At 57.3% G+C, this 14,330-nt stretch carries 9 protein-coding genes; 3 read left to right on the top strand and 6 right to left on the bottom strand.

Going from position 1 to position 14,330, the window contains the following annotated elements; genetic code table 11:
• Positions 1-27 precede the first annotated feature (27 nt).
• Together OVA03_RS01035 and otsB are read right to left on the bottom strand one after the other, a co-directional pair.
• Entirely contained in the window at positions 28-1,917 is a 1,890-nt protein-coding gene (locus tag OVA03_RS01035; RefSeq protein WP_267526380.1) for a glycoside hydrolase family 15 protein, read from the bottom strand.
• On the bottom strand, positions 1,905-2,639 hold the full coding sequence (otsB, locus tag OVA03_RS01030) for a trehalose-phosphatase (protein ID WP_267526379.1): 735 nt from the start codon (positions 2,637-2,639) through the stop codon (positions 1,905-1,907). Before otsB ends, OVA03_RS01035 begins: the two co-directional genes overlap by 13 nt.
• A gap of 292 nt (positions 2,640-2,931) precedes the next feature.
• Here otsB and OVA03_RS01025 point away from each other — a divergent pair, with 292 nt between their 5' ends.
• Genes OVA03_RS01025 through OVA03_RS01015 form a run of 3 tightly spaced genes read left to right on the top strand, consistent with a single transcriptional unit; the run spans position 2,932 to position 10,280 of the window.
• Positions 2,932-5,043, top strand: a complete 2,112-nt coding sequence (locus tag OVA03_RS01025) for an autotransporter assembly complex protein TamA (protein WP_267526378.1) — start codon at positions 2,932-2,934, stop codon at positions 5,041-5,043.
• Entirely contained in the window at positions 5,043-9,254 is a 4,212-nt protein-coding gene (locus tag OVA03_RS01020) for a translocation/assembly module TamB domain-containing protein (protein WP_267526377.1), read from the top strand. The genes OVA03_RS01025 and OVA03_RS01020 overlap by 1 nt, the downstream gene beginning before the upstream one ends.
• 57 nt (positions 9,255-9,311) lie before the next feature.
• Entirely contained in the window at positions 9,312-10,280 is a 969-nt protein-coding gene (locus tag OVA03_RS01015; protein ID WP_267526376.1) for a calcium/sodium antiporter, read from the top strand.
• Here OVA03_RS01015 and OVA03_RS01010 read toward each other — a convergent pair whose 3' ends face one another.
• From OVA03_RS01010 to OVA03_RS00995, 4 genes are all read right to left on the bottom strand, one after another.
• Entirely contained in the window at positions 10,281-12,242 is a 1,962-nt protein-coding gene (locus OVA03_RS01010) for a M61 family metallopeptidase (protein ID WP_267526375.1), read from the bottom strand.
• Between the two features lie 89 nt (positions 12,243-12,331).
• A complete protein-coding gene (locus OVA03_RS01005) occupies positions 12,332-12,568 on the bottom strand; it encodes a hypothetical protein (protein ID WP_267526374.1) in 237 nt (78 codons plus the stop codon).
• Positions 12,569-12,940: 372 nt separating this feature from the next.
• Positions 12,941-13,363, bottom strand: a complete 423-nt coding sequence (locus OVA03_RS01000) for an OsmC family protein (RefSeq protein ID WP_267526373.1) — start codon at positions 13,361-13,363, stop codon at positions 12,941-12,943.
• Positions 13,364-13,371: 8 nt separating this feature from the next.
• Positions 13,372-14,265, bottom strand: a complete 894-nt coding sequence (locus tag OVA03_RS00995) for a pirin family protein (RefSeq protein ID WP_267526372.1) — start codon at positions 14,263-14,265, stop codon at positions 13,372-13,374.
• Between the last annotated feature and the right edge of the window lie 65 nt (positions 14,266-14,330).

Here is a 14,330-nt window from a genome sequence, read left to right as displayed (position 1 = left end):
CCTTCCCACAGCCAATGCAGACTGTGATTACCTTATGTCTTTCCAAGGCCGGCTCAACAGCACCGCACAGTTGATAATGCCGACCAGCGAATAGGTTTGCGGGAAATTGCCCCACAGGGTGCCATCGTGAAACGAGGTATCTTCGGACAACAGGCCCGACGGCGTGCGCTGATTAAGCATCCCCTCAAACAACTCCCGCGCCTCATCGGTACGCCCGGCATAGTGCAGGGCCTCAATCAGCCAGAAGGTGCAGAAATTAAAGGCGGTTTCCGGCTCACCGAAGTCATCGGGCAGTGCGTAGCGCAGCATGTGCGGCCCGCGCCGAAGCATTTTTTCGACCGCATTCAGCGTGCTCAGAAAACGCGGATCGTCCTTTGAGATATAGCGCAGGTCAATCATCTGCAGCAGACTGGCGTCGACCTCATCGACATCAAAGGCCGACGAGTACAGATTATCCTCCGCCCCGTCCCTGACGAACAGCGCACGCGAGTCAATCGTTGATTTTATGGTCGCCGCCCGCGCTTTCCACACCTCGGCCCGATCCGTCAGCCCCAGGATCAACGCGGCGTTTTCCAGCCGGTCGCAGGCGGCCCAGCACATCACCGCCGAATAGGTATGCACCTTGGCAAAGGTGCGAAATTCCCACAAACCGGCATCGGGCTGATCAAAGACTTCGAACGCTTTTTCACCGATTTTTTCAAGCTGCTCGAAATCGGCTACCGTGCCCGGCCGCAACAGGCGATGATCGAAAAACGCCTGCACCGATGACAGGATGATCTGGCCGTAAACATCATGCTGATGCTGAACATAGGCCAGATTGCCGACCCGCACCGGCCCCATGCCGCGATAGCCTTTCAGGTGTTCGGCAATAGATTCTGTCAATATTGATTCATAGCCAATACCATAGACGGGCTGCATCTTGCCATTTACAGCCCGGTCAACAATATTGCGCAGATATTTGAGATAGTTCTCCAAGGTCTGCATGGCCCCCAACCGCGTCAGGGCCTCAACGACATAATAGGCGTCCCGGATCCAGCAATAGCGATAATCCCAGTTGCGCTGTGACCCCGGCGCTTCGGGGATCGAGGTGGTCATGGCGGCGACAATCGCACCGGTTTCCTCATAGACGCAGAGCTTTAAGCCAATCGCGGCACGGATCACCGCTTCCTGATACTCCATCGGCAGGGCCAGACCCCGCACCCATTCACGCCAATGCAGATCGGTTTTTTCATACATATCGCGCACACCGGTGCGGATATCGACGGAAAAACTCTCATCCGGGCCTAAGAAAAACGCCAGTTCTTCTTCCAGCCGGAACTCACGCTCTTCCAGCACATGACTGACCGCGCAATTGGTTGACAGTCGCAGAATAGCTTCTGAACAATAGTAGCGGATATGGTTGGAGCCAGAGGTTGTCTGGGCTTCGCTTTCGCCGTAGTTACAGGCCGGCCGCAAGCGGATGCGAATACGCGCCGCACCTTTGACGGGCCGCACAATCCGGCAGAATGACACCGGGCTATAGAGCCGGTCATTGCGCTTAAAGCGCGGGCAGAAATCAATGACTTCAACCTCGGCCCCGTGGGTATCGGTCAGCCAGGTATGCAAGACCGCGCTGTTGCGACCATAACTTTGGCGCACATGGGCCAGATCCAGCACATCGATGGCCCACAGCCCCAGCGCCTGCGGATCGCTCGTGCCCACACCGGACACCAGATTGCAAAACGCCGGATCGGAATCAAAGCGTGGCACGCACCCCCACACCCATGTCCCGTTAGAATCGATCAGGGCCGACACCATGCAGTTGCCGATGGGCGACAGATTGAGGCTGTGGGTTTGCCAATGCTGAGCCAGAACGGTCTGGGTCGCATCAGCCGTCACAGGGGCCACCTCAGCGGCGGATGCGGTCATGTCAGGCATAACAGGCTCTCCTCCAGCCACGCCGTGACCGCCGCTACATCTTTCAGGCCATAATGCGCTACGGATGCCCCCGCCCCGACCCTCACGCCGAAGCCGCCGAGACTGTTGACCGCCTCGAAACCGACTTCATCGGTCAGATCATCCCCAACAAATACCGGCACATGGCCAATAAACGGCGCTTCGCACATGAAGGCGCGGATGGCGTCGCCCTTATTTGGGCCGGGGGTGCGCAGTTCGATCACCTCATGACCGGCCTGAAGCCGCAGGCCGTGGGTTTCCGCCATACGGGTAGCGAGTGCTATAATATTGGCCTTATGATCGGGTTCGTGACGGTAATGGACCGCGACACTTACGCCTTTATCCTCAACAATCAGCCCTTCCAGCACGCGGTTAAGGGCGCGAAATTCACTGACGACGCTATCCAGCGCGGCATGAGCCTCAGTATCCTCACGCTGGCCCGATGCCGTGCGCCGCTCTAAGCCGTGAGCCCCGGCCACCGACGCCACAGTTCCCTCGGTAATGCGATCAACCGCACTGACCGAACGGCCGGATACGACCGCCAAACGGCCCTCAAGCTTATCATTCAACGCTTTCAGCAGGCCATTGCGGGCGGCTTCGGGTTCGACATCATCCGGGCGCGGCATAATAGGCGCAATCGTACCATCCAGATCAAGGAACAGGGCGACCTTGAACAGATCTAAAGGCTCAGGTTTAGGCTTCATCTCATCCTCTTTGGCGCCCTATAGGGACGCCACAAATTGATATGAGTTTTAAGTGCAGCGCACAGATTAACTATTTGCCGCACTTACACGTAAGAAAACAATAAGGATTATGCCTATGATTTTGCTTGGGTTTTTACACAATCACATAACAATTGCGTTACCCCGCACTGCGACAGGACGAGATGAAGCTGAGTTTATGTGATTTTTATTTGCCTCCCAGCCGCCATGCCCATACCCTGAGATCACATGTGAACCCCTTGATTCATTTAAGCCTTATTTTCAGGAAGCCCTCTTGCTCAAAACCGTCAGCGCCAGCGCGATTGCCTTGGCTGCCGCCCTCACGGTTTGGGCGCCGCTGACCTATGCGCAAAGTGCGCCGCCGGTCGAAATAGCGCCCGCAGATGCCCCGATTATCACGGACCAGGATTTCGAATCCGCCCTGCCAGACCTTGATGACGCCCCAAATGAGGACACGCTGGTGCCCGGACTGCCGCCGCAGACCGCTGAGACTGATGATCTAGTCACCGAGACTGTGGCGGAAACCTTGCCAGACATTCCGCCCGCGACCGATGACGCCTTGACCGAGCCCCTGCCGTCGCTGGCCGATTTTGACAAGGCCCCGCCGCCCGCAGTGGTCGCTACCGCCGATGAGCAAGCGCCTGAAATCGCTTACGACACGACGCTGAATGGCCTGAAAGACCTGAACTTAGAGAAAACCTTCTGGGATCTCAGCGCCTTAAAAGAAGGCAAGGGTAAGGCCGCCAATGCCGTCATGCTGCGCGCGCGGCTTAAGCAGGATGAGGTGCTGGCCCTGCGGGTGCTGAAGGCCGAGGGCTATTATGACGCCACCGTCGTCACCTCAATGGAAAATGAACCGAACCAGCCCGGCCGAGTGCGGGCGACCCTGACCGTAGCTCCCGGCACCCCGTACCGGCTGGATGAGATTGTGATTACCGCCGGGCCGACCACGCCGCCCAACCTGATCCGCGACGCCCTGCCGCTGAAAACCGGCGATACCCTGATCGCTGACCGGGTAGTAGCGGCTGAGGCCAGTGTCAGCCTGAAACTGCCGGAAAACGGCTATCCGTTCGCTGAGGTGGGCGCACGCGATATTCTGCTCGATAACACCACCTATACGGCGGATTACACCCTGCCGGTCGAGACTGGTCCACGTGCCCGCATACGTAAGTTTACCACCGAAGGTCGTCAGGCGTTTGGCGTTGATCACATCGAAACCATTGCTCGCTTTGGTGAGGATGACCTGTACGACAGCCGCATGGTCGATGATCTGCGTCAGGCGCTGGTGGCCACCAACCTGTTCCGCGCCGTGTCAGTTGAGCCGGTGCGCACTAATGCCCCGGCCCCTGATGGTACGGAATATGTTGATATTCTGGTGCGCCAGCAAACCGGACGCCCGCGCAAACTGGCCGCCGATGTCGGCTTTTCGACCGGTCAGGGCGTGCTGTTGAAAGGGAGCTGGATTAACCGCAACTGGCGCCCGCCCGAAGGGGCGCTGATTGTAGAGACGACGCTGGGCAGCAATGAACAGACGCTGGGCGTAAGTCTGCGCCATTCCAATTACCGTAAGCGAGATCTGACCCGCCTGATTTCAACCGAACTGGCGCGTTCCGACTATGATACCTATGAGGCGCAGGGCTTACGGCTGGGCTACAGCCTATCGCGGTCCTCGACCCCCATCTGGCAAAAGCGCTGGACCTGGTCAGCGGGGGTTGAATTGAGTGCCATTCGGCTGAACTCAAAGCTGGATAAGATGCTTGGCGATAGCTGGATCAACTATTACACCGCCGATATGCCGCTTAAGCTGGCGCGCGATGTGACTGATGATTTACTAAACCCTACCAAAGGCTTCCGGGCCTCTATTGAGACAACACCGCAGGTTTCGTTGTCCGGCCTGTTCGGCAACAATATCAAAAACCAGTTCGATGTCTCAACCTACCGCCAAGTCAATGATCAGACGATCCTGGCCGCCCGTTTCAGGGTCGGCAGCATCGTCGGCAGTGACTATGTCGATGTGCCCCTGACCACGCGCTTTTATGCTGGCGGCGGCGGTAGTGTGCGCGGTTTTGGCTATCAGGAACTGGGGCCGCGTGACGTCAGCAACACGCCGACCGGAGGCTTAAGCCTGATTGAAATGGCCTTTGAGGCGCGATATCGTTTCAAGAACATCCTCGACGGTAATCTGGGGATCGTGCCGTTCATCGACGCCGGTCAGGTCTATCAGGACAAGGTACCGGGTTTTGACGATATCCGCTTTGGGATCGGTATTGGGGCACGCTATTACACCAATTTCGGGCCGATCCGCATTGATATCGCGACCCCTATCAGCCGGCGCGACGGCGAGTCACCCGTATCGCTCTATGTCGGGATTGGGCAGGCCTTCTGATGACCAACACACCCGAAACCTCACCAGAGCCCAAAGCCAAGCCCAAGCGCACGGCCACCATCGCCAAAATCGCGGGGCTCACCGTCGCGTTCATGGCCGCCCTGCTGTTGCTGGCGGTGTGGGGGCTGGATAGCGGCGCAGGCAAAGGCTTTCTGCTTGACCGGGTCAATAATCTCAAATTCGATAATGGCCTGAAAATCAGCGTCGGGCGCATTGAGGGTTCGCTGTATAAGCGTGCCGTTATCCGCGATATCAAACTCTCCGACCCTAAGGGCGTGTTTGCCCAAAGCCCGGCGGTGACGCTCGACTGGCGGCCGTTTGCCTACCTCAATAAGCATGTCGATGTCCGAGAATTGTCGTCGGCGCGGATTGATGTCCTCCGCCGCCCTGAGTTTAAACCGACACCGAAGAAGACCAGCGAGCCGTTCAAACTGCCTGACCTTAAGGTGGATATCGGTAAGTTATCAGTGGAGCGCCTTAACCTGGCGCAGGGTGTAGCCGGGAGTGCGCAAACCCTGACCTTATCGGGTGATGCCCATCTGAAAAAAGGCCAGATCCGGATCAATACGGCGGCCAATTCGACGCGCGCCGATCGGCTGGCGCTGAAGATTGATGCCACGCCTAAAGAAAACCGGCTGATTATCGACGGCCTGCTGATCGCGCCCAAAGGCGGCGCAGTCATGGCACTCATAGGGCTGGATGAGGCCCTGACCGTCACAGCAAATGGTCGCGGTAATTGGGACGTGTGGGATGGCCGGATTGAGGGGCATCTGGGCGATAACGGTCTGGCCGATGTGGCCCTGAACGGTCGCAACGGCACCTTTACCGCGAAGGGCAATCTACGGCCCGATTTGCTGCTGAGCGGCGTGACGCAAGCGCTGGTGACGCCCGCTGTCAATATTGATCTGACCACTAAAGTCAAAGATCGTGTGGCCGATGGAAGGCTCGCCCTGAAATCCGACGCGCTCGATATCAAGGCCGCCGGCATTATCGACCTGAAAAATGCCCGCTTCGGTAAGCTGAATATTGATGCCGAACTGACTAAGGCCGCCGCCATTGACAAAAACCTGTCGGGCAAAAATGTCCACCTGAAAGCCCTGATCGACGGTGATTTCAAACGTCCGCTGATCGATTACGACCTGTCCGCTGATTGGGTGAAATTCAATAAAATCACCGTCGAAGCGGCCCGCATCGAAGGCCGGTCGCGCATTGACGGCGACCACATCATCATTCCGGTCAAGGGCGGTGCTAAGCGCGTCTGGGGTGTCAATGCCGCTGCCGATGGCCTGCTGACCAATGTGCGACTGGACGGCGACCTGGCCTATAGCGACAACCGCCTGTTAAGCGACAATATGAAAATCCGTTCGGATAAGCTGAACGGCACGGCGCTTCTGGTGGCGGATTTCGGCACCGGCATCTATCAGGGCGCGCTCAAGGGCCGCATCAAAGATTACCGGGTTGAAGGCTTAGGGATCGTCAGCGTCGTCACCGACGCCGAACTGGTGCAGCGCCCGGTCGTGAATGGTCAAGGTGGCGGATTCGGCATTAAGGGCTCATTTCAGATCCAGTCAAAGCGGCTGTTCAATGACGGTCTGCAAAGTTTTCTGGGCGGCAATGCCAAAATATCCGGCGCGTTTTCGACCGCCGCCAATGGCGACATGATCCTCAATAGTTTCAAAGGTACATCGCCGTCTTTTAATATAACGGCTCAGGGCCGATATGCCCTCAAAGGCGGCGGGATTACCCTCAAGGCGCAGGCCACATCCAAGCAGTATGGCCCCCTCACCGCCAATGTGTCGGGCACGGCCAACAACCCGAAAGTGGTGCTGACCGCCGCAAGCCCCGGCCTTGGGCTTGAGTTGCGCGATGTGGTCGCGACCCTTACCACCTCCAAAGTGGGCTATGAGGTCAAGGCCGAAGGCGCCTCCGCCTATGGTCCGCTGCTGGCCGATGTCGATATCCGCTCAGGCGAAGGCCCGCTGACCCTCGACATCAATCAGGCGCGTGTGGCGGGTATCGACGCCAAAGGGACTATACAGCAAACACCCGGTGGCAAGTTCGCCGGCGATCTCAACCTTACCGGCTCAGGCATTACCGGCGTAGCGTCCCTGATGGAAATCAATGATGTACAGAGTGCGAAAATCAGCGCTCGCGCAAATGGTGCCGCCCTGCCCGGCGATTACAATATTCAGGTCGGACGCGCTTTGATTGACGCGACCATTGCGCTTTATGAACAGCCGGAAATCGTTGCCGATGTTCAGGCGCAGAACCTCAACTATAACGCCACTTTTGTGGAAAAAGGCCGCGTTAAAATCAACTATCGCAATAATCAAGGCACGGCGCAGGCGGTACTTAACGGCTCATCCGGCGTGCCGTTTAGGCTGGCCGTCAATGCCGATCTGTCGCCGCAACTTTACCGGGTTGCCGCCAACGGCGTCGTTAACGGTATCAATGTCAGAACCGAAGCCCCCGCCCGGATCGTCAAACGCGGCACTGGTTATCAACTCTTGCCGTCTACCCTTTCGACCAATCAGGGTAAGGTGCAACTGGCCGGACAGTTTGGCGACACGATCAAGGCTCAGGCCCGCTTTGACAGCTTCGATCTGGCCATCATCAATGCGATCGCCCCCGATGCGGGCATTGGCGGCACCGCGACGGGTAGCCTTGATTACACCCAGAACGGCGATGACATCCCCGATGTGCGCGCCCGTTTGACGATCGATGATTTCACCCGCTCCTCGATTGCCGCGGTATCTACGCCGGTCGATATCAATATTGACAGCACGCTTGACGCTGAGCGTGGCGACCTGCGCGCGGTGTTCCGCCAGAACGGCGCGAACCTGCTGGGCGGCGTCATTGGCCGGATGCAGGTTCAGCTTGATCCCGCCTCTGGCGGCACCTGGGTCGAACGCTTGCGTCAGGGCGGCATTACCGGCGGCATCCGCTATAACGGCCCGGCCAGTGTGCTGTTTTCACTGGCGGCTCAGGGCGATCAGAGCATGTCCGGCACTATTGCCGTAGCCGCCGATATTTCGGGTCAAGTCCGCGATCCGCGCCTCAGCGGCGTCATGCGCGGCAATGGGCTGGCGTATGAGCACTCAGGGTTTGGCACCCGCATCACCCGCATTAATCTTGAGGGTGAATTCAGCAATGACCGGCTGGAGATCCGTAAATTCGATGGACGCGCTGGTGACGGCACGGTGTCGGCTACCGGCTGGGTATCGCTGGCGGCGGACAATGCCTTCCCGCTGCAACTGAACGCCAAGCTTAACAATGCCCGTCTGGCGGCGTCGGATCAGATATCTTCAACTGTATCGGGTACGCTCGATATCACCGATGGCACTGACGGCGGCCTGATCAAGGGTGATCTGCGCCTGCCGCAAACGCGCTATAAGATCGTCACCCAAGGGGCTGCGGAAATCACGGAGTTAGAGGGTGTGCGCCGCCCGGCCATCACAACCGCAGGGCCTCCGCCGCGTCAAAAAGCACCACCCAAAGACTGGCGATTAGATGTGCGGGTACGCGCCGACAATCAGATTTTTGTGTCAGGCCTAGGACTGGAGTCGGAATGGCGGGCCAATATCACTGTCGGCGGCACAACCCGCGCGCCGCGCATCCTCGGCAACCTCAATGCTATTCGCGGCACCTATAATTTCGCCGGTCGTGAGTTCAGGCTCGATACCGGCGTGATCAGCTTTGAAGGCGGGCAACTGACCAATCCGGAGATTGAGATCGCCGCCTCTACGGTGGTTGAGGACATCACCGGGCAGATAAATGTCACCGGCACAGCCCAGCGACCGTCCATTGCGTTCTCATCCGACCCGTCCCTGCCACAGGATGAGGTGTTGTCGCGGATTCTGTTTGGCGAGAGTGTCACTAACCTTTCGGCGACCCAGGCCCTGCAACTGGCGGCGTCGCTCAATCAACTCAGCTCCGGTGGCGGCGGTGTCAATCCGCTCGGCACCCTGCGGGCTGCGACCGGCATAGACCGTCTGCGCGTGGTAGGTGAAGACAATACTGCCGGGCGTGGCACGGCGGTGGCGGCGGGCAAATACCTGACCAACAATGTCTATGTGGAAATTGTCACCGACACCAAGGGCTTTATGGCCACCCAGTTGGAAATCGCCCTGTCGCGCAGTTTGAGCATACTGTCGCAGACCGGCACGGCGGGCGGCACCGCCGTCAACGTGAGATATTCGCGCGATTACTGATTGCCAAGCTAACCGGATTAACCTTAATTACCATTGCAATGACTATGGGGGCTTAAGGTGATCGATCAGGGTCTGGGCTGGGTTAGCGCGCATACCGACTATCTGTGGGTGGCGGCGGGCTTAACTTTCCTGTTTATCGGCGGCGAAGGACTGGTGCGCGGGGCAACGGCCTTGGCGCGCAAGCTTAAGCTGTCAAATCTGATTATCGGCCTGACGGTGGTGGGCTTTGGCACTTCCATGCCGGAACTGATGGTCAGCCTACAGGCGGCGCTAAAAGATACGCCTGATATCGTCGTCGGCAATGTCGTCGGCTCCAACATCGCCAATATCCTGCTGACTATGGGTCTGGGTGCCCTGATTTACCCGATGAGCAGCAAAAGTGCCGGTATTCAACGCGACGTGGCGGTCATGATCGTCGCCACTATTGGGCTGTTGGTGTTGGCTTATCGCGGTGGCATTGACCGGCTGGATGCCCAGATCATGCTGGGCTGCCTGATCACCTATCTGGTGGTGGTTTACGTGCTGGAGCGCGGTAGCCCTGAACCGGAGCATGCCATCCATTCCACCGTGCCTGAGATGGGCATATTCATGGCCATGGCCTGGGTATCTATGGGTCTTCTGGCGCTGGTGGTGGGCGCCGACAGCCTGGTCAAGGGCGCAACTAACATCGCCCGCGACTTTGGCATCAGCGAAGCGGTGATCGGCCTGACCCTGGTGGCGGTTGGCACATCATTGCCCGAACTGGCCGTGACCCTGATTGCCGCCTTCAAGCGCCAGAGCGATATCGCGCTGGGCAATCTGATCGGCTCCAATATTTTCAATATATTGGGCATCTTAGGAATCACAGCCCTGATTACGCCCGTCCCTATCGACGCCCGCTTTACGCAGGTCGATATCCCAATTGCATTGGGTGTGGCTGTAGTGGCCGGTCTTTGTGTCTATATCTTTGGCAAGATAGGCCGCCTGATCGCGCTGGGCTTCTTGGCGGCCTATGCCGGTTACATGGCGTTTTTGTTTGTAGTCTGACTACTTCTTTTCGGTCAGAATATCATCGAGATAGGCCGGTTTGCCCGCAATGCGCTCAAGGCGCGGATAGCGCAGGCCGCCCTTATAGTCAATGGTGACCGTTTTATAGACTTTGCCCTTTTTAATCAGCAGTTTGATCGGCTTGGCGTCAGGTTTGGCGGCCTCTGTGATTGCCGCCTTGATGCCATCGGCCTCATAGGCCACGCCGTTCACCGCCACCACCGACATGCCCTGCCCAAGCCTGGCCTTGAACGCCGGACCGTCCCAGAGGGTCCCGGTAATATCGCCTGTGGCATTGAGCGTAAGCCCTAACGAATAGCTCAGGTCGGTGTTTTTCTGAACCTTTTCGCGCGACTTGATCCAGTCGGTCGGGGTTGAGGTATAGACCAGCTTATAACCGCCGCGCTCCAGCCCATCTAGCGGCGCGCCCGTCATCGGCTTATAGAGCCGGTCCTTCAGGAAGGTCTCCCAGTCATAGGCATAGACGCTGTTGAGGGTCGCCACCACATCCTTGAACTCGTAGGTTTCTGGCACCCATGAGCCGTCTTCAACGCCAAAAAATGCCCCCGCAAAGTCATCGAGCGATTTCTTATTGCCGGTCTTTTCGCGGATCAGGGTATCGGCATCGAGCCAGATCAGCAGGCCGACATTATAGTAATCCTCAGAGCGCTGCATCGACAGCCAGTTCTTAGGCGCGCGGCTGGAGATCACCGGATCATTGGTGGTGTCGACCGTCGGGCGCCATTCCGTGCCCTTGAAATTATCATAGATAGCGGCGATCAGGGCGATCGCCTCACGCGTTTGTTCCTTAGTGAACATGCCCGATCGCGCCGTCAGCATATAGCCCCAATACTGGGTTTGGCCTTCGTAGACCCACAACAGGCTGCCACGCATCGGCTCCTGAAAATCGGGGGTATAGAGATCGGCCCCACGCCGGAACTTGCCATCCCAGGAATGGGTAAACTCATGGGCCAGCAGGTCACGGCCGATATAGCCATTGGTCCAGTCGGTGAAATATTTGATATCGTGGCCGTTTTCGGAAGAGCGATGATGCTCTAAACCGATATCGCCCAGCTCTTCCGACAGATGCACCAAAAAGTCATAGTGGTCATAGTGTTCGGATTTAAACAGCTTAACCGACTGGGCCACCATCTTACGGTGCAGGTCGATGGCTTCGGGTTTGGCCTCCAGGTAGTCCGGCTTATCGGCAAAGACATTGAGGCGCACCGGCTTTTTGCCCGCCGGCGTCAGATCCCACTGCTTATAATATTTGCCCGCGAACATCGGCGAATCGATGAAGTTGTCGTAGGATATCGGCTTGAAGGTGACGGTATTATCTGCGGCCGTGGACTCGACCTCCAAAGCGCTGGCGTGCGACCAGCCTTGCGGCAGTTTCAGGCTCAACTGAACAGGGATGCGGCTGGTGAAATAGCCCGCCGGATACATGGACGCCAGTTCCCACTGGAAATTGGCCATCAGGTCGGTCTGAACGATCCGCCCCGCGGTTGGGGTCATGGGGGCCAGATATTCAAAGTCAGCCACCACTTCGGTCACCCCATCCGGCACTGTAAAGCGAAACGCATTGACGGCCACCGGATCACGCAGCCAGGTCAGGGGTTGCCCGCCCGCGCTAAAGCGGACATTGGCGATCTTATCGGAAAACTTTTGCGCCGAATGTTTACCCGGCAGCCACAGTGGCGTCATCAGCACCATCTCACCGGCCTTATCGACCGGTACGACCTGACGCACCACCCAGCGGCGATGATCCAGATCGGTGGCATCGACGGAGATCTTAAGCGTGCCGGGATAGGCAATATCACGCGCGGCGGGAATGGCGGGAGTTGGCGGGGCCTGATAGGGCGGCGGCGACGTGATTTGCGCGGACGCCGTTTGCGCCACTAAGGCCGCCAGAACCAAACTCACTGACGAGCTAAAGCTCGCCGCCGACACCCGTTTTTTCATAGAAACGCCCCTGCTTAACCAACGCAAAGACGACACTATTGAAAAGCGGTTCGGGTTTGTAAAGCCCTAAAAATTACAAATGAAACGGCTTAACCCGCCGACGGTACGGCGCGCAGACGCGTATCGCGCGTAATGATATCGCTGCGAACCTGCTGATGGCTAAGGTTCACGCTGGCATCAGCCATGGACGCATTGAACGCGCCGTTAAACGGCAGGTCAAACTTGGTGACCTGAAACAAAAGCAGACCCCAGACCACGAGGCTAAATGCAAAGGCGCAAGCATAGCCGCCAACTACATAACCATTCAGGACTTTTTTCTCATACATGGGTTTAACTCTTATACTTGTTACCGGTCTCGGCACCTACCGAGGGAGGAATCCGGCGCGTTTTTCGCCTGTGAGGCAATAAAGCGCATATTAACCCTAATGAAAAGCAAAAAATAAACATAGCGGTCAAAATTTTTACTTAAACCCACCACCAAAAGGTAAATTAATGATTAATTTTGCCATTTTATGGTTTAATTTCAGATAGTTAATTTTTTGACGAATCTGTTAAAAATTAGAAATAAAACGAGTTAAAATTTGTAAATTTTTAGTAAAAATACGTATTTGAAGTCTAAACGCGCCACTTAGGGCATAGAGATGGCCCCCCACCACTATGCTTACGTATATACTTGAATAGGGGATTTTGGCCCGCTATCAGGCCCGATTTTGCGCCGATACATCGATATCGGACACCGTCTCGATCGCCGTATCCGACGCCAGCAAGGTGCGCTGAACCGGGCATTTGGACGCAACCTCAATCAGCTTGGCCCGCTGATCATCACTCAACAGGTCGCCGGTGATGTGCACGGATTTGGTGAACACATCCTGCCATCCGCGCTTTTCGTGGGTGACACGTACCTCAATCTGATCGACCGGCCAGCCCTGACTGCGGGCATACCAACGCACGGTCATGGCCGTACATTCGCCTAAAGCAGAGGTCAAAAGATCATAAGGCGACGGCCCCAGATCCAGCCCGCCCTTATCGGCCGGTTCATCACCGATCAGGCTATGGGCACCGACCTCAATGGCGACACTGTAGGTACTGGCATGGGTCTCATATATGCGGACTTTGGTCATATGGTTTTCTATTCTGGTAGAGGGATAAATTCGATGTCGTCACCGGGCACCTTGGGGAACCGGCCCGCTTTCCAGTCGGCCTTGGCCTGCTCGATCCGCTCCGGCCGTGAGGAGATAAAGTTCCAGTAGATATGGCGCTCCGCCATGCCCTCGCCGCCAATAATGGCGATACGGGCATCGGTCGTCGCGGTCAGGGTTGCCGTCGTTCCGCGCTTAAGGATGGCCATATGGAACTCATCGACCGGAACGCCGTCAACTGACACGACTCCTGCCGCGACATAAACCGCCATCTCGTCCACCCCTTCCGGCAGATCAAGGGTTTGACCGGCGGTAAGTGCCGCCTCGGCATACAGGGTCGGGGAATAGGTCTTGACGGGCGAAGTCACCCCAAACGCCTGCCCCATCATGACGCGCACCGGCACGCTGGTAACCTCGGTTTTCGGCAGCACAGCGCTATCATAATGAAAAAAGACCGGATCAATTTCCTCATCGGCTTCGGGTAAGGCCAGCCACAATTGCAAACCATGCATCCGGCGCGGCTGATCCAGGGTTTCCGGCACTTCGCGCTCCGAGTGGACGATCCCGCGTCCGGCCACCATAAGATTGATATCGCCTGGCACGATCGTCGCGACCGACCCCACCGAATCGCGGTGCAGAATGGCCCCTTCAAACAGATAGGTCACGGTCGCCAGATTGATATGCGGATGCGGCCGGACGTTCGATCCGGCACCCGGCGCGAAATCAACCGTCCCCATGTGATCAAAAAATATCCACGGCCCGACCATGCGCCGCCTGGCAAACGGCAGCAGCCGGCGCACCTGAAACCCGCCCAGATCCTTGGCGCGCGGCGGCACGATCAGATCAATAACGCTGTCGGTCGCACCTGAATCTTCGGCAGACATGATTACCTCTTAAATGCTGGGGCTATTACGGACGGAACCTATGATTATTCCGGGCTAAGGTCACC

Origin of the sequence: Asticcacaulis sp. SL142, from assembly GCF_026625745.1 — a bacterium.
Lineage (GTDB): Bacteria > Pseudomonadota > Alphaproteobacteria > Caulobacterales > Caulobacteraceae > Asticcacaulis.
This window is presented reverse-complemented; position numbering and strand designations above follow the sequence as displayed.